Here is a 17390-nt window from a genome sequence, read left to right on the forward strand (position 1 = left end):
AATTAGTTACTCATTTAGATCCCGGATACATTACCGCAAACTAATTTGTCGTTATACTTGCAAAAGGAGGGCGAGTCATACATTACATTTGACACAACCCAGAATCTAACCCTTCATAACATGTAAGATTTAAAGCCTGACCCCGCAAGAACAACGGGGTCAGGCCTTACGTTTGACATCAGCAAGAACAACGGGGTCAGGCCTTACGTTTGACATCAGCAATAATACAAAGCCTTTTAGAGACTAGCTTTCCTACCAAACGAACCTTAGCCACTAGCTTACTGGCATAGGACTAAGCCTATACATTTCATAGAAATACAAAAACAGTAAAATCTACCCCCGAGAAGTATAATAGAGCGCCCATGCGAAAAGCCTTCAGGGTCAGATCTAATGAGATGACCCCATAGATTTGGATTTGCGCAACCACGCTTAGGCCCAAAATTACGATCCCAAATGTACGGAAACCAGGAGACACACTTGGAACTCACAAAAAATGACACAATAGATTTCGACCCGATATCTGTAGAGTCCATACATCAAGCCAACGGATATTTGATTGTAAAAATGCCTTCGCAGCCTTGCTATACCCAAAAGATTGCAGCAAAAAATGGAGAAGATCGCATACCACAATATGAGGTGGAATTCTTAGTATACAACAGTAAATTCGTTCAAAACTCTATCAAACTACCGTTCAGCACAGCCGAGTGGGAAATCAAACATCCTTCTGGATCTCGCATGTGTTTTTTACCTGCTAATTACTCCGCTGAAGGACCGGTCACACTTATTTTTGAGAAAGGGAATAAAGCCACCGAAATCGTTGGTCAAGGTTTGAACTAAAGATTGTGAAACGAATAATGGATTCGACAGCCTATGCAGTCACCTAAAAAACAACGGGATCTCACCTAATAAGACGTCTCCCCTCCCTCAAACTACCCCTATCTATCCACTACTCAACAAACCAAAGCGGTTGATCACCCCAAAGTACTCCCCTGGCAGCGGCAACTACCTATATGTGAAATAGCACTAGGGCTACTACTTATTTAACAAACCCAGTTATATGCTAATGTGTCACTGACGATACACTGATAATTCAGCGGCAAACCACTACCCGAGCACAAGATATGATGAACCGACCGACTCTAGGACTCCCTGTTGCACTGGCCCTGATGGGCGCGCTTTTGCTCACGGGTTGCGGCACCGAACCCGAACCCCTGGCGGAAACGATTCCCCGGGTTAAGTATTTTGAAGTGGGCGAACAGGCTACCGGGCAGTCCCGGCGCATCTCCGGCAAACTGGTGGCTGCCGATACTTCCTTGCTGAGCTTTAGTGTCGCCGGCACGGTCGAGCAAGTTCTGGTCAATCGTGGGGACCGGGTAGAGAAAGGCCAGGTGCTGGCCGTGCTCGATATCGAGCCCTTGCGACTGGCGGTGGAACAGTCTCGGGCCCAGCTCAATATAGCCAGCGCTCGAGCCACCGAAACCAAACAGTCCTACGATCGGGCCATCAATCTGTTTAACAAGCAGGCACTATCGCAAGCCGATGTGGACAAGGCAACCGCCAACCACGCTACCGCTCTGGGCAACCTTAAGTCGGCACAAAGCGATCTCGATCGTAAGGAGCGGGACTATGCTCAGGCCGAGCTGGTCGCCCCCTTTGATGGCACCATTGCCGAGCGCAATATCGATCCGTTTCAGGAAACCGATGTCGGGGAAAATGCCTTTGTACTGCAATCTTCCGGGTCGCTCGAAGTCAATGTACGAATTCCCGAGACATTGATTCGTGACATCGAATATGGCCAGGTGGTTCAGGTGACCTTCCCAACCCTTGAAGGGACCCGATTAAACGGTATCGTGAACGAAATTGGTTCCCGCGTCGAAACCGGTAACTCCTTTCCGGTTAACATCCAGCTGCCGGTTCCCGATGCGGAATTACTGCCGGGCATGACCGCCAGCGTCACCTTTAATTTTGATAAATACCTCGATGGTCGGACTGCTTATCTTATCCCCCTTTCCGCCATCGCGATCGAGTTTGGCTCCGTTCGAAAAGCGACCGAGGAGCGTTCACAAACCAAAGAAAATATCGCCCCGGTGTATGTCGTTGCTGAAGACGGCACGCTCAAGGTTCGGAATCTGTTGATCGGTGATCTGCGGGGCAATTATCTGGAGGTGTACGAAGGCCTCGAAGCCGGAGACAAAGTGGTTAGCGCCGGGGTTACCTTTTTGCGCGAAGGGATGACGGTTGAACTCTGGACACCGGAGCAGGGTTTAACGGATGGATAAGCTGACACGTTTTGTCATTGATCACGCCCGTTTTTCCGGCTTGATGGTGGTGGCCCTGTTTTTGGGTGGGCTGGTTACTTTTGCATCACAACCCCGCCAGGAAGATCCGGAAATCACCACACGCAGTGCCCAGGTGGTGACCTCGTTCCCGGGGTTGTCTCCGGAGCGCATAGAGCAACTGATTACCCGCCCCATCGAAGATAAAATCAAAGAGATTCCGGAGATCAAAGAGATCAAGTCGGTCTCCATGGCCGGGATGTCCATTATCACTCCGGAGGTTCATGATCGTTACTACGATATGAATCCGATCTGGGCTGACTTGCGCAATAAAATGGATGACTTGCGTGACAGCTTGCCCGAAGGCACCCAGGGTCCGAAGGTAAACGACGACTATGGTCGTGTCGCCGTTGTAACGCTGGCGTTGACCGGTGCCGATTATTCCATGGCCGAACTTTATGAGGTTGCCAAGGACACCAAGGACAACCTGGGTAATCTGCCGCTGGTAGCCAGTGTTGATCTCTACGGGGTTCAGGAAGAGCGTATCTGGCTGGAATTTGATAGCAACTTTATGTCGCAGTTTAATCTGACGCCCGCCACTATCGTAAATGCACTGCGCGCCCAAAACATCGTACTGCCCGGCGGCACCATCAACGCCGCCGGACAAAATGTGGTCATTGAACCCTCCGGCGACCTGCGCTCGGTGGAGGAGATCCAGGATTTAGCTATCGAAACCGATGACGGTGAACTGGTCTATCTGCGCGACCTCGCAACCGTTCGCCGGGATTACATCGACCCACCCAAGGCACCGGCATTTTTTAATAACCAGCAAGCCATTGTACTCGGCATATCGATGGTCAGTTCTTCCAATGTGGTCGAGTTGGGTAAGCAAATTAACGAGCGCCTTGCTCTTCTTACGCCCAAACTGCCCCTGGGAATGCACCTGGATATTGCGATTTTTCAACCGGATCTGGTGCAGGCATCGGTCAGTAACGCCACCAACAATCTGATGCAAACCATGGTGGCCGTGCTGGTGGTGGTCATGCTTTTTTTGGGCTGGCGCACCGGTTTGATTGTCGGCGCCATGGTACCGCTCAGCATTATGGCGACTTTGATCGGTATGGCCGTATGGGGCATTGAACTGCACCGAATTTCAATCGCTGCCATTATCGTGGCCCTCGGTCTGCTGGTCGATAATGGCGTTGTCATTGCAGAGGATATTCGTCAGCGTATGGACCGGGGTATGGCCCGGCTTGATGCCGTCACCGCTACTCCTAAAGCGTTGGCCATACCCTTGCTGACCAGCTCGCTAACCACCATCCTGGCCTTTATGCCGCTGATCTTGATTGACGATTCCACAGGTGAATTTTTACGTTCACTGGGACAGGTGTTGGCACTCGCCCTGCTCGCGTCATGGACGTTATCCATCACCCTGACCCCGGCGTTTTGTTACTGGTTTTTGCCCGACCCAACAGCCACGGCGGTCAATGGTGATGGTCAGAACCCAACTACCGATAACTACCACTCCCTGGCCTACCGATTTTATCGTCGACTATTGAACTGGCTGTTGAAATGGCGAGTCACCTTTATTGTGATTATGGTTGCCTTGTTGTTTGCGGCTGGCGAAGTGTTCCAGTTTGTTAAGCAGCGCTCTCTGGGGCCTTCGGAGCGGAACCAGTTTACGATCTATCTTGATTTACCGGCCGAAGCTCATATCAGTGAAACGTTGATGGCCAGCGAAAAACTATCGACGTACTTAACCGACAAGGACGCCAACCCTGAAGTAACCGACATTCTTTCCTATGTGGGTTCGGGCGGACCACGCTTCTTCCTGGCGCTGAGCCCCAACGATGCGCAACCGAATAAGGCGTTTTTTGTCGTCAACACCCAAACCAGCGATCAAATCGACAGGGTGATGGAGCGGGTTGAAGTTTTCCTGAAGCGGGATTTACCCCAGGCCAACGGGCGAACCGATATTTTGTTCCTGGGCAGCGCCGCGCTTGGCACCGTCGAGATAAGGGCAATGGGTCCCGACGGCGATGTGTTACGCCGAATCGGAGAAGAGCTGAAAGCATCGTTTTACAGCGTACCGGGTAGCGTCGCCATTCGTAGCGACTGGGAGAACCCGGTCCTTAAACTTCGAGTGGATATCGACCAGGAACGGGCCCGGCGAGCCGGAGTGACCAGCGAAGCCATTGCCCAGTCATTATATGCTTCCTTCGATGGTCAGCAGGTCACCAGTTATCGGGAAAATGACAAGGTGATTCCGGTGACGCTCAGGGCTCAGTCCGAAGATCGTGGCAACCTGGACCGCCTGCGCACCGTCGAAGTGTTATCGACTTCGGGGGTTCCTGTACCGCTGTTGCAAATTGCTAATTTTGAAGGGATCGTCGAATCCAGCAGAATTCGACGCTATAACCAGCAACGGGCGCTGACCATTGCCGGCAAGCACCCTCAGCTAACCGCTCAGGAACTTTACGCAGGCATGCAGGAAAGACTGGATGAAATTGAGCTGCCTCGCGGGTACACATTGGAACTGGAAGGGGAACTCAAATCCTCTCAGGAATCCAATGAGAATCTGTTCGGCCTCGCACCGCACGCTCTGTTCCTGATCTTAATGTTGCTGGTATTGCAATTCAATTCGTTCCGTCGACCGGCCATTATCCTGCTCACTATTCCGCTGGTGATTATTGGCGCTAACTTTGGCCTGGCCCTGTTCGGTGCCTACTTCGATTTCACCTCCATGTTGGGGCTGTTCAGTCTGGCGGGAATTATTATCAATAACGGCATTGTAATGATCGATCGTATCGATCAGGCACGCAACGAAGGCCTGTCCGTGGATGCGGCGGTCATGCAAGCGGCCCTGTCCCGAGCCAGGCCGATCATCATGACCACCATCACCACCATTGTCGGCTTATTACCGCTGGCCTTGTTCGGCGGTGAGTTCTGGCACGGCATGGCCATTGTCATTATGTGCGGACTGGGAGTGGGTACCCTGCTGACGTTGGGTTTTGTTCCCGTCTTATACAGCCTGTTTTTTCGTTCCCGGCGCGAAGCACCGGTCAGCGCCAAATAACACACAACCTGGAAGGTTAGACAAAATGGATAGAGAACTAGCAGTGTGACCCGGCATCTGAGTGGTCACACTGCTGGTTAAAACAACGCCAAAGATTTCGTCCATATTTCAAGGCACACTCTTGCCGGCACACTCTAACGCAATCAAATACGCAGCCTTCTCTCGCTGCTCACGTAAGTCCATTAGATTAGGTGAGCACCACCTATTTCATTCGAATTATCTAAGGAAATCCCGCAGTTTTTTAGGCAAAGCTGGCGATACTGTTCACTGCCCTACAGCTCTATTGTGTCAATATGGATATTACGACCCTTCGCTAGAAATAAGGGAGATTGACATGACTAATAAAACATTGACCAGCAAAACCTGTCCATTACAGCCGCTCAAAGTTGCTTGTGGCTCAGCCCTGTTGGGAGCTTTGTTTTCGTCGTCTAATCTTTTAGCGGCCGATGTAGAAACCGGCGTTAAAGCCTATGATAGTGGCGACTACGAAACCGCACTGCAACATATCCCCGAGCTGGCCAAACAAGGTAATGCCACAGCGCAGCTGTATTTGGGATATATGTACGAATACGGCCACGGTATGTCACAAAACATCCGTACGGCGGCCAAATGGTATTTGTCCGCCGCGCAACAGGGACACCCCAGCGGTCAAAGCTACCTGGGGGATATGTACCTGACAGGAATGGGTGTAAAAAAGAACATTATGGCCGCGATCTGCTGGTACACCCTGGCCGCCGAACAGGGCGACTCGATGGCCCAACACAGCCTGGGCGAGATCTACCTGATGGGGCATGGCGTTAAGGTGGATGAGGTCAGCGCCTATATGTGGTTCAGCATCGCGGAAAACAATGGCGAAGACAGGGGTGACCTGGAAGAACTGTCCTCAGTCATCGACAGCCGTGAGATTCAGTTGGCCCAGCGAAAAGCGCAACGCTGGCTGGCTAAATATGAGTAACTGGATCGGCACCCGATAACTGTAGTATCACCTCCTATCAGGAGCGCTAACCCCACCCTTCACAAACCAATGCCCTATCGGGCCAAGGCTGTAAACTTCGGAAAATACGACTATTTCCAAAGCAGCCATGCCTCTATAATCCGGCCCGCATAAGCTCAAGCCGCGCCACTCTGCACGAGGGCGCCATAGATAAAAGGAATTGGCATGCTTGCTGTTTTCCAATACCCAAAGGACGCCCCCGTGAAAACCTTTCTCGCTGTATTTTTCAGCCTGCTATTCTCCTCCAGCATTCTCGCCGCCGATTTAGCAACCGGCGTCAATGCCTATGATAATGGCGATTATGATACCGCCGCACAGCATATTCCCGAGCTGGCCAAGCAAGGGGATGCCACCGCCCAACTCTATCTGGGCAACATGTACGAATATGGTCAGGGGGTAGCAGAAAATATTGAAACCGCTGCCCAGTGGTACACCGCTTCTGCTGAGCAAGGAAACCCCAGTGGCCAGAGCTATCTTGGTGATATGTATCTGAGTGGCACCGGTGTTCCTCAGGATACCCAGGTCGCCATCAAATGGTATACCCTGGCCGCCGAGCAAGGGGATTCCATGGCCCAGTTAAATCTGGGTAGCATTTATCAAAACGGTGACGGGGTCGAACCCGATGCCGCAAAGGCCTACCTGTGGTACAGCATCGCAGAAGCCAATGGAGAAGACTCCGGCGAACTGGAAGACCTTGCCAGCAGCCTGAGCGCCGAACAGCTAACAGCGGCAAAACAGCAAGCCACTGACTGGCTGGCCAAACATCCGCACTAAACCAGGCTATCGACTTGATGCTCCCTGGCCATAAATTGGCCAGGGCTTGGGGCGAAGGCGCGCAGCGACTCTGACTGAATCCGTGTTGCCCTCTCTTTATGCCGCCACGTCGGCGTTTTTGGCTCTTAGCAAACGCCCCAGGGCTTCGCGTCCGAAGGCGTCACTGAAGTCATTTTTTTCCCAGGCTACCTTGCCACCAATCAGCACCAGATCAACCACTTCATCGGAACGGTTCACTAATTGATGGTGACTAAACTCTTCCCGATAAACCCGCTCCACACTGGCTTCACCATCGTAGCGGGCCAGTGTGTCGGGATTAATCAGTATCAGATCAGCCACATCGCCTTCGTAGAGGGTACCGCCGTCAACACCGAAGACATCCGCGGCGTCTTTGGTCAATCGCTTGACCATATAGCTGACATCTTTATCGCCCCCCTCGGCCGCCAGCTTCAAGCTGCGCAGGTTAACATCGTAAAACGCCATATTGGTCAGATGTGCACCGCAGTCGTTAAAGCCCGGTAACAACAGCGGGTCCATCAACAACTCACGCACGGTCTGAATATCCCGATTGGCCGTAATAGTGCACCAGCTGATATCGGTATCGAAGGTACGCAGTATCTGCAGCATAAAATCGGCTTCATCGGATACCCAGAAGAAGTCGCGTTCTACCAGAGCTTTTTCATCGGCTTGCATATCGGCAACAGCGTTCCCGGCTTTGATGGCCAGAACCCGATCGAACAATGTCTGGAAATCCATACCCTGCCAATTGCTTTGCGGGCAGAGATCGACGGTCATATCCGCCAGTGTGCGGTTAAAGGCATAATCTTCCAAATTCAGTTTGCGCTTCAGCCGATCGAGGTTCCAACCGGTTTTGCCCGTCATCCACATCTTGCGGAAGGTTTTAATGTACTCGGCATCGTTAAGAATCTTCAGCCGGGTAGCACGATCTTCCAGCTCGGTTTCATTGAGCCTTCGCAGTTCTGGAATCTCTTCTGCCAGAGGTGTTATGGCACCGTCGGACCAGGTTTTAAAGGGTGCGCCCAGTGCTTGCATATGGAAGCTTCCCTGTACCCATTTGGAATTCAATACTCGCGACAGGGTTTTCGCCAGGCGGGCAATTTTCCAGTTATTGGCCAGATCCAGTGCGGCAACGACCGTAGTTTTTAAAGGTTTGCCATGCAGACGGCCGCTGGTCAGGAGAAAGGTTTTCAGGGTGCCAATCACACTGTCTTTCGGCGGTGTCGCCTGCCAAAGTGAATTTTGCTCACGAACAACCTGTGTCAACTGCTTAAGCTCGCCATACTTGGCAAACTGGGTGGGAATGGTTTTGTCGCAATGGGGCTGCCCGGCCAGATAATGAAACGGCAAAGCGTCCGTCGAAAAGCCAGCATAGCCTTGCTTTAAGGCATCACGCAGCGTGCTTTTCATGGCTTCGACCTCCTGCGTACTGGGGTCCCGACTGATACTGTTTTCAAACCCCATGGCTTCGATTCGCAGCATCGAATGGGGCATCAACGTCACCACATTGGGCCCAAGACTCAGCTGTTCCAAGTGCTCCAGATAACCCTGGGGAGTGCTCCAGTCGACTTTGTCGGCACAGCTTCTGAGTACCGATTTGGGAATATTTTCAACCCGGGCATAGCAATCCACAATGGGGTCATTGGCACCATCACGCTGGGCACCGAAGGCCAGACCCAGGCTGCAGTTGGCGATTACCACCGTGGTGGTACCGTGACGGGTGGATTCCGGCAACCCCGGAGCCACTTCCAACTCCAGATCATAGTGGGTATGAATGTCGAACAAACCAGGCATTAACCACTGCCCGGTGGCGTCTATGACTCGGCCCGCACTCTGCTCACTTAGATTGGGCCCACGGCTTACAATTTTACCGCCAGCTATCGCTACGTCTTCGATGACAGGGGTTTCACCGTTATTAAAGACCTTGGCATTTTTTATCAGGATATCGATGTCAGGTTGTTGATCGCTCATGGGTAACTCTCGCCCTATTATTGTTGTGGTGATTGCTTGATTATATGATTTATCAATAATTTCCGGTTGCTTACACACCTTTGTTTATGATTTTTTATGATAGTTTTTCACATTTTTCAAAGTAGCTTGCCAACATGGCAGCACCCAGATCGAGCACTTCGGTTTTGGGTACGGAAGATTCACTGAACACGTGGCGGTGCACCAGGCCTTCGGCCATAGCAAACAGGTTAAAGGCCACGGTTTCGGGTGATTCGACATTAAAACTTTGCACAAACAACCGAACCCGCTGTTCCAGTACCGCCTCACCCTGATCGAGAATCCGGGCCAGGGAAGCATCGATATTACGCCGGTGCTCCAGCACCTGATGCAGCTCTGGTGTTTGTTGGTGAAAATCGTAAATCAGTGACAGTACACGGCGAAACACGGCCTTTATGTCATCACCAACGTCTAGCGCATTATCAGGAATCAATTCAATCCCGGTCGGCGCCACATCCGCCTGTAGCTGCTCCATTCTCTGCTGGGCAACCACACGCAGGATATCGTCTTTGTTGTCAAAATATTGATAGAAGGTTCCCGTCGCCACCCCGGCACGGGCTGCCACCGTTTTAGCAGTGGTCGCTTCATAGCCCCATTCGCTAAAATTGAGGATCGCGGCCTCTATCAGGGCTGTGCGCTTCATGCGGGCACGGGTCTGGGTCGGCAGACTCTTCATAAGGCTCCATCAGGATAAATGGCGGATTCAAACGACCGCAACGGACCGCCTGCACCGTTCAACATTGACCAAGTTTTGCACCAAATTGAACTTGACGTCAAGTTCATGGATGGGTCAATATTTATCCCCTAACCTGACCCTAAAATAATAAGGAACGTACTATGGATACGTTAACCAGGCCGCAGAGCACTCCTGATGCGAACCCAGCCTCCAGCCCTGAGCAGTGGCGCGAACAGGGAGCAATCCTGCGTCTTAACGACCATAACCTCTTTGTTATGGACCAGGGCGATCGCGGCCTGCCGACCCTGTTGCTGATTCACGGTTTCCCCACCTCCAGCTGGGATTGGCAACCTGTCTGGAATACCCTCAGCAAGCGCTACCGCCTGGTCAGCATGGATATGCTGGGCTTCGGATTTTCTGATAAGCCCGATCCACACCATTACAGCATTCACGAACAGGCGGATCTGTTTGAAGCACTGATCCAGACCAAGCAGCTTGGGGACTTTCATGTGCTGGCCCACGACTACGGTGATACCGTGGCGCAAGAGCTGCTGGCACGGCAGCTGGAAGGCCAGGGTGCCGGTCAATGGCTCTCTTGCTGCTTTCTCAATGGCGGACTCTTCCCGGAAACCCATCGAGCCCTGCTCACCCAAAAACTGCTATTAAGCCCACTGGGAAAATGGGTCAACAAGCTGGCGGGCTATCATAAATTTCGCCAGAGTTTCAGCTCGGTATTCGGTGCCAACAGCAAGCCCAGTGAACAGGAGTTGCAAGCGTTCTGGCGCATCATCAACACTCACAACGGCAAACATATTTTCCATAATTTGATCACCTATATGCGCGATCGCATCGAGCATCGAGAACGCTGGGTAACCGCTTTACAGCGATCGGACATTCCCCTGGCCTTGATCAACGGCGCCTCCGATCCCGTGTCCGGCCAACATATGGTGGCTCGCTATCAGGAGCTCAATTGCCGGCTCGATTATCTGGGACAGTTGCCCGATATCGGCCATTACCCACAGGTTGAAGATCCGGCCGCCGTGCTGGAGCATTATTTGTGCTTCCTGAATCAGGTCGCTAAAGAATCCTGAACGATCAGTACAGACTTCAAAAGCTGTACTGATAACCGGTCGACAACCAGATACTGGGCGCTTGGCCCTCGGTGGTGCCATTGAGATTAATGGAAAACAGGGCGTTTTCTATCACATCGTATTCGATGCCCAGCCCCAGTTTGAGCCAACTCTGTTTGCTGTCGGGACCTTCCAGCTCGAAACGGGTTACGCCGCTGGCTTCACCGGACAGTCGATAGCCATCATCATTATTGCTGTGTACTCCTTCCAATTGACTGGTAACACGCAGCCGATCATCGATACGGGTCAACCCCTGCAGGCCCAGTCGCAGATCTGCCGAATAACCGGTAGCCTTGTTAAAGCGAGCCGGGAAACCGCCACCGGTTTCCGTGTAACTGTCCACCGAGGTTTCGAAGTAACTGACAGAGGCATAGGGATTAATACGAGTCGAGGACAACTGCAAGGCGTTATCCCATTCAAAATGCGAACGCACCCCTGTGCTATTGGTATCCGGCGAGCCTTTGGAGCTAACCGCCGTACCGGCATTAAGATAGCCTCGCTTAATATCCGCTTCGCCATGGCTGTAAAATACAGTCAGGGCACCCCATAACTGCGAATCGCCAAGCTTATGCATCGGTGCCAATAACTCGCCAACGACATAAATAGCATCGGCATCCAGATCACCGTTTTGATACAGATCGTATTCGGATGCCCAGCTTTTGCCTAATGAAATATTCAACTGCACCTGGCCAAAATTGTAACACCCGGTGGCTTCCGCCATACCCAGACGGCCATCGCGATCCTCATGATCGTCGTACCCCCAGTCGCCTCCGATCCGGAAACAACGCTCGCCAGGCGCCACTCGACGCGACAACGGATTGGAGTGCAGTCCGTGCATTAGCATCTCACTTTTCATCGCTAAGGAACCGAGCACCACGGTATTACCTTGCAGACTGGCCGCGTATTCATCAAGCGCTATGGCGCCATCAACCCGCACCAACAGAGGCCGGTTGTCACTGGCAAGCCCGACAACCACCAGGCCGTCGGCACTGACACCGCTTACCCTCGACATTTCAAAACCCGGCGCCACCTCAACCTCATTATCGTCCAGCCATTGATTAATGGTTTGCAGGCCGTCGGTCTCAGTCCAGCGAAAGGCGCTGGAGCTCGATCCGCCACCGGCCCAGGAATCACCAACCACCACCGAGCCATCCGCATTTACTGCAGTTGCCTTACTTTGTGTTTTGCCGGGCAGCAGCCCTAAAGCTTGCATACCTGCGGCCTGAGTCCAGCGAAAGGCCTCGTCGTATCCGGAAAAACGGTTGCTACCGACCACCACAGCACCATCCGCGCTAATCGCAAGCGCATCACTGTAGTTGCTCGTTACATCTAACTGTTGCATGCCACCGCTTTGGGTCCAACGAAAGGCTTCGGGCCTTCCCCCCGCATCATCGGAGAAGCCGACAATGACAGTGCCATCGGCGCTTATACCACGGGCAATACTGGTTCCGGTCGAGCCGGCTAACGTGCCCAGGCTGACCATACCGCCGGCTTGAGTCCAGCGAAACGCTCGATATTGCCCGTCGACACTGTCATAGCTTTGGCCAACCGCCACGCTCCCATTGGCGTTGATTCCGTAGGCTTCGGTCTCTCCACCCAGGCTACCCAACGCCTGCATGCCGGAACCCTGAGTCCAGAGATAGGCTTCCCGTTGCCCGCCAGCATTGAGCGAGGTGCCCAAGATGACGGTACCATCAGCATTAAGAGCACCGACAATTGGAAAACTGTGGCCTGCCAAGACGCCAATGTCTTGTACTGCGCCTTCTTCGGTCCAACGGTAGGCCAGAGCAGTTCCGGATACCACAGCACCCGCTACCACCCGACCATCAGCACTTATTGCGGGTAGCATCGGCAAAAAGGATGCGCCCGCCGGAAGAGAATCTTTGATCTCGACAATCTGACCATCGGCATAAACCGAAGCTATCCCACCGACGGCCCACCACAGGACAGCCGCACATATCACTTTGCTTTTACTGCTCATAACACCCTTTCTATTATTGCCATACGCATACTTCTGGTAATGCGCATTACTACTTGCAACCGGCATCGGTAAAAGCCAACGCTAATCAGGAGGGGGTTTTTACATTAATTCAAAGCGAATAAAAAGAGGCTAACCAATAATAAAAGATCCTATCGCTTTATAGGGCAGCCAAAAACATCACATAGGTCATGAAATCTGGCCGGTGTCAGCGATAACCCTATAAAAATCAGGGTCTAAAACGAAAATATGGAGAAATATCTACGGAGGTTTTTCAGACGCTGATCTCTCACAGACAGAGGTATCGGTAGAAGATACCCCTGTCTGCAAGTCCGCAAAAAAACAGACAATTTCAATCGAAGGTCATAACACCGTCTTCGATTTTGCCGTAACGGATGCTGAACATATCCTTGATAAAATTATCATGGTTGCGCCAGGGCGCTCTTGAGCCCTGTTTCGGAATATCATTCAGGGCGCGTTGAATATAACCCGAGGAGAGATTCACAATCGGTTCCCGGGTCATATCGTCAAACTGGCTGTGTTTGACCGAATGATCCACCGAAGGCATAGCAACCTGATACTGATGTTTTTCCATATGGTTGAGCAGACGACAAACGTAGTCGCAGGTCAGATCTGCTTTTAGCGTCCAACTGGCATTGGTGTAGCCAAACACCGTGGCGAAGTTGGGCAAGTTATTAAACATCATACCGCGATAATTCAGCAGCTCGTTGTGAGGCACGACCTGATCATCCATGCGCAATTCGATGCCGCTGAGAAACTGCACCTTTAAACCCGTTGCCGGCACAATAATATCCGCCGCAATGGATTCACCGGATTTAAGAAACACCCCATGCGGGGTAAAACGGTCGATCTGGTCGGTCACGATCGACGCGCTGCCCGCGCGCAAGGCGGCGAACAGATCACCATCCGGGATCAAACACATACGCTGGTCCCAGGGTTTGTAACTGGGGTTAAAATGCACATCGACGTCAACGTCCGGTCCGACCGATTCCGCCGCCATATCGCGAAGAAATTTGCGTACTTTTTCCGGCTTGCGTTGGGACAGGGTAAAAATAAAAAGCGATAACAATGCATTTTTAGCGCGTAATAATTTGTAAGCCAGCTTATCGGGCAATAACCGGTTCAACCAGACCGCAATACCATCGATCGCTGGTCGGCTGAAAATATAGGTGGGTGAGCGCTGCAACATGGTCACGTGCTCCGCGGTTTTTGCCATGCTCGGCACGATGGTAATGGCCGTTGCACCACTACCGATCACCAAGACTTTTTTATCGGCATAATCGAGATCTTCCGGCCAATGCTGGGGGTGGGCGATGGTGCCCTTGAACCCGTCGTAGCCCTCAAATTCGGGCAGATAACCCTGCTCATAATCGTAATAACCGGTACAGGTAATCAGGAAACGGCAACTGATTTGATAGGTTTCCCCGGTATCCTCACGGGATACCGAAATAAGCCAACGCTTTTTACTTGACGACCAGTTTGCTCCGGTAACACTCTGCTGGTAGCGGATCTTCTTATCGACCCCATATTCCGCGGCGGTCTCGCTGAGGTACTTCAGAATATCCTTGGCATCGGCAATATCCTTGCGCTCGGTCCAGGGACGAAAGTTATAACCGAAGGTGTACATATCAGAGTCCGAACGCACCCCTGGGTAGCGAAACAGGTCCCAGGTGCCGCCCATGGCTGGCCGTCGCTCCAGAATGGCAAAGCTGTGTCCGGGGTTTTTCATTGTCAGGTGGCAACCTGCGCCAATACCCGAAACGCCAGCGCCTATCACCAGCACATCCAACTCTTCTGAACTCATACGGACCCTCATTATTATAATATTGTCACGTTGAATTTACTGTACCATCGTATCAAAACCGATTGTAGCGGCGTTTGTTTCTATCTGAAACTTGGAGGGTGCCCCATAACGCAAAAAAGGCCGACACTCTCTCGAGTGTCGGCCTAAGGGACGGGTAACGTTCAACGGTCATCGCTCTACAAACGATGGCTAATTTGTGGGCTGTTAGAAGTTATATTGATAACCTGTAGAAACCCAATAGCTTGGCGCCTGACCCTCTGTGGTGCCGTTGAGGCTAAAGGAGAACATACCACTTTCTACTACGTCGTATTCGATACCGAGTCCCAGCTTGAGCCAGTTCTGCTTGGAGTCGGAACCCTTCAGGTCAAACGCAGATAAACCGATGATCTGTCCGGAGACCCGGTGACCTTCATCGTCATCGCTGTGCACGCCTTCAAACTGACTGGTAAAGCGAAGCTGCTCGTCGATACGAGTCAAACCCTGAAGCCCTAACCGCACATCTGCCGCATAGTTGGTTTGCTTGTCGAAACGCGCCGGAAAACCGCCGCCGGTTTCGGTATAGCTGTCTACGCTGTTTTCGACATAACTGGCGGACACATAGGGATTAATACGGGTAGACGATAACTGCCAGGCGTTGTCCCACTCCAGATGGGCGCGGATGCCTCTGGTTTCGATATCGGGTGACCCCTTCGAGCTTGTCGGTAGACCTGCGTTCAAATAACCCCGCTTGATATCGGCTTCGCCGTGACCGTAGATCGCTGTCAGCGCCCCCCACACCTGAGAATCACTCATATCAAACAATGGTGCCAACAGCTCGCCGACCACATAGGTTTCGTCGGCATCCAGATCGCCGTTCTGGTACAGGTCATAATCAGACGCCCAGCTTTTGCCCAGGGAGAAATTGACCTGCACTGTTCCAAAATTGTAACAACCCGTGGCTTCGGCCATACCCAGGCTGCCGTTACGATCATCGTGATTGTCACGACCCCAGTCGCCACCGATACGGAAGCAACGCTGCCCGGCATCCACCCGGCGTGACAGTGGGTTGGAATGCAGGCCGTTCATCAGCATATCGTTTTTGGCAAACATCGCCGATTGCACCAGGGCATTACCCTGCAGGCTGGCACCGTACTCATTAAAGCCGATAGAGCCGGTCGAGCGCGCCAGAAAAGCCCCATCATTCGACTCACCAACAATAACAGAGCCGTCCGCGTTCACCGCCGTCGCTCTTTTCAGGCTTAAAGCGGGATCCACTTCAACCCCGTTGCCTTCCAGCCAGGCTTTAACCGTTTGCATTCCTGAAGCCGCTGTCCAGCGAAACGCATCCTGATCACTGAACCCCACTACGACCGAGCCATTATCGCTCACACCCGTCGCATAACTGCTGGTATTGCCGGCAACAACCCCTAAATTGGCCATGGTTCCGCCTTCCCAGCGGAAGGCTCGATGAAATCCAGGGCTTGTATCTTTAGTGAGAGAACCTACGACCACAGAGCCATCAGCGTTAACCGCAGCAGCAGAACTTCTATCAAATCCCGTAAGTATCCCCAAACCCACCATGCCTGAGGCTTGCGTCCAGCGGAATGCTTCATTGCTCGACGAGGCATTTCTTGAGAAGCCCACCACAACGGAGCCGTCCGAACTGACATCCGCCGCGTTGCTCCCTCCCATAGAGCCCGTTAACGATCCCAGGCTTACAGACCCGCCTGCCTGAGTCCAGCGAAAGGCCTGATCCTGACCCGCCGTCGTATTATCGTCCCCAACGACGACCAGACCATCGGCACTGATTGCATTAGCAAGATTGCGATCACTCGCGCCCCTTGTGGTCACAAAGGGTATTATCGTCGGCGTAAGTCCGCCTCCCTGCCAGATAACGGCTCTGAAACCGGCAGGAGTATTACTGTATCCCACAATATTGTTGCCGTCGGCACTCACATCAGAGGCGAGATAGTTATCAATGCCACCAGCCAGATCATTCAGGGTTTCAATCCCTGCACCTTGCGTCCAGCGAATGGCCTGACTGGGACCAGAAAGCCCCCCACTTCTACCGACGACCACTGTGCCATCGGCACTAATGTCCGAGGCGTTAATCGGACCCATGCCCAAATTTATAACCTCGGCGTGCAGCGAAGTACTCCCCAAAGCCGCCATCATTACGCCTGCGGTCCCCCAGGCTCTGTTTTTATATCCCATGTCGTCCAATCCTTATAGAAAACTCTGCCCGTGAACATCCGGCAGCGACCAGACAAACAACCTGACAAATTAGTGGCGCGGAATACTAGACAGGAAAAGCTTAAATAACTACACAAATCAGTAGAATTATAAAAATTTATTATTACTTACCAATGGACGGTCTTTTTTTAAAATAAAAAAATCTCACAAAATAATCATAAGTAACTGTTTATAAAAGATTTATTTAAAATACAAGAAACAAATATCTGATCATCACGCCACTCAATTAAATGATCAACTATCACTTAAGACCAACAAGCACCCTGCGGGTCCATACTCCTTTAGATATCAAACACATGTTAATTGGTATTACCAAACCACATGTACCAGGTTCTTCAATTCGACCAACGGATCCAGTCCAAGCCTGAGCTATCCCAGCGAACAGGAACCGCCGATGAAAAGTG

The 17390-nt window shown here is 52.0% G+C and carries 11 protein-coding genes; 6 read left to right on the top strand and 5 right to left on the bottom strand.

Features of this window, described 5'->3' with window-relative positions:
• Positions 1–477 precede the first annotated feature (477 nt).
• The 5 genes from MIB40_RS14135 (at position 478) to MIB40_RS14155 (ending at position 7120) form a co-directional block, all read left to right on the top strand.
• On the top strand, positions 478–837 hold the full coding sequence (locus tag MIB40_RS14135) for a hypothetical protein (RefSeq protein WP_249695466.1): 360 nt from the start codon (positions 478–480) through the stop codon (positions 835–837).
• A gap of 284 nt (positions 838–1121) precedes the next feature.
• A complete protein-coding gene (locus tag MIB40_RS14140) occupies positions 1122–2279 on the top strand; it encodes an efflux RND transporter periplasmic adaptor subunit (RefSeq protein ID WP_249695468.1) in 1158 nt (385 codons plus the stop codon).
• Positions 2272–5352, top strand: coding sequence for an efflux RND transporter permease subunit (locus tag MIB40_RS14145; protein ID WP_249695470.1), 3081 nt, complete (start codon positions 2272–2274; stop codon positions 5350–5352). Before MIB40_RS14140 ends, MIB40_RS14145 begins: the two co-directional genes overlap by 8 nt.
• 334 nt (positions 5353–5686) lie before the next feature.
• On the top strand, positions 5687–6307 hold the full coding sequence (locus MIB40_RS14150; RefSeq protein WP_249695472.1) for a tetratricopeptide repeat protein: 621 nt from the start codon (positions 5687–5689) through the stop codon (positions 6305–6307).
• 204 nt (positions 6308–6511) lie between these two features.
• A complete protein-coding gene (locus tag MIB40_RS14155) occupies positions 6512–7120 on the top strand; it encodes a tetratricopeptide repeat protein (RefSeq protein ID WP_249695475.1) in 609 nt (202 codons plus the stop codon).
• A 96-nt stretch (positions 7121–7216) separates the two neighbouring features.
• Here MIB40_RS14155 and MIB40_RS14160 read toward each other — a convergent pair whose 3' ends face one another.
• Together MIB40_RS14160 and MIB40_RS14165 are read right to left on the bottom strand one after the other, a co-directional pair.
• Positions 7217–9109 (bottom strand): N-acyl-D-amino-acid deacylase family protein, encoded by a 1893-nt coding sequence (locus tag MIB40_RS14160; RefSeq protein ID WP_249695477.1) that lies wholly within the window; start codon positions 9107–9109, stop codon positions 7217–7219.
• A gap of 94 nt (positions 9110–9203) precedes the next feature.
• Positions 9204–9821: a TetR/AcrR family transcriptional regulator gene (locus MIB40_RS14165; RefSeq protein ID WP_249695479.1), complete on the bottom strand. Its 618-nt coding sequence runs from the start codon at positions 9819–9821 to the stop codon at positions 9204–9206.
• Positions 9822–9982: 161 nt separating this feature from the next.
• Between MIB40_RS14165 and MIB40_RS14170 the strand changes: the two genes are divergently transcribed.
• The gene (locus MIB40_RS14170; RefSeq protein ID WP_249695482.1) at positions 9983–10912 is read left to right on the top strand and encodes an alpha/beta fold hydrolase; all 930 of its coding nucleotides are present in this window, start codon (positions 9983–9985) and stop codon (positions 10910–10912) included.
• A gap of 16 nt (positions 10913–10928) precedes the next feature.
• Here the strand turns inward: MIB40_RS14170 and MIB40_RS14175 are convergent, their stop codons facing one another.
• From MIB40_RS14175 to MIB40_RS14185, 3 genes are all read right to left on the bottom strand, one after another.
• Positions 10929–12932 carry an autotransporter domain-containing protein gene (locus MIB40_RS14175; protein WP_249695484.1) on the bottom strand — a complete coding sequence of 668 codons (2004 nt, stop codon included), beginning with the start codon at positions 12930–12932 and terminating at the stop codon, positions 10929–10931.
• Between the two features lie 349 nt (positions 12933–13281).
• Entirely contained in the window at positions 13282–14754 is a 1473-nt protein-coding gene (locus MIB40_RS14180) for a flavin-containing monooxygenase (RefSeq protein WP_249695486.1), read from the bottom strand.
• 204 nt (positions 14755–14958) lie between these two features.
• Positions 14959–16947 (bottom strand): autotransporter domain-containing protein, encoded by a 1989-nt coding sequence (locus MIB40_RS14185; RefSeq protein ID WP_249695488.1) that lies wholly within the window; start codon positions 16945–16947, stop codon positions 14959–14961.
• Positions 16948–17390 lie beyond the last annotated feature (443 nt).

The organism is Aestuariirhabdus haliotis (genome assembly GCF_023509475.1).
Classification (GTDB): domain Bacteria; phylum Pseudomonadota; class Gammaproteobacteria; order Pseudomonadales; family Aestuariirhabdaceae; genus Aestuariirhabdus; species Aestuariirhabdus haliotis.

Excerpts from the sequence above, each read along its gene's own strand:
- MIB40_RS14140 (WP_249695468.1), top strand. The coding sequence starts at position 1,122 with ATGATGAACCGACCGACTCTAGGACTCCCTGTTGCACTGGCCCTGATG.
- MIB40_RS14145 (WP_249695470.1), top strand. The coding sequence starts at position 2,272 with ATGGATAAGCTGACACGTTTTGTCATTGATCACGCCCGTTTTTCCGGC.
- MIB40_RS14150 (WP_249695472.1), top strand. The coding sequence starts at position 5,687 with ATGACTAATAAAACATTGACCAGCAAAACCTGTCCATTACAGCCGCTC.
- MIB40_RS14155 (WP_249695475.1), top strand. The coding sequence starts at position 6,512 with ATGCTTGCTGTTTTCCAATACCCAAAGGACGCCCCCGTGAAAACCTTT.
- MIB40_RS14160 (WP_249695477.1), bottom strand. The coding sequence starts at position 9,109 with ATGAGCGATCAACAACCTGACATCGATATCCTGATAAAAAATGCCAAG.
- MIB40_RS14165 (WP_249695479.1), bottom strand. The coding sequence starts at position 9,821 with ATGAAGAGTCTGCCGACCCAGACCCGTGCCCGCATGAAGCGCACAGCC.
- MIB40_RS14170 (WP_249695482.1), top strand. The coding sequence starts at position 9,983 with ATGGATACGTTAACCAGGCCGCAGAGCACTCCTGATGCGAACCCAGCC.
- MIB40_RS14175 (WP_249695484.1), bottom strand. The coding sequence starts at position 12,932 with ATGAGCAGTAAAAGCAAAGTGATATGTGCGGCTGTCCTGTGGTGGGCC.
- MIB40_RS14180 (WP_249695486.1), bottom strand. The coding sequence starts at position 14,754 with ATGAGTTCAGAAGAGTTGGATGTGCTGGTGATAGGCGCTGGCGTTTCG.
- MIB40_RS14185 (WP_249695488.1), bottom strand. The coding sequence starts at position 16,947 with ATGGGATATAAAAACAGAGCCTGGGGGACCGCAGGCGTAATGATGGCG.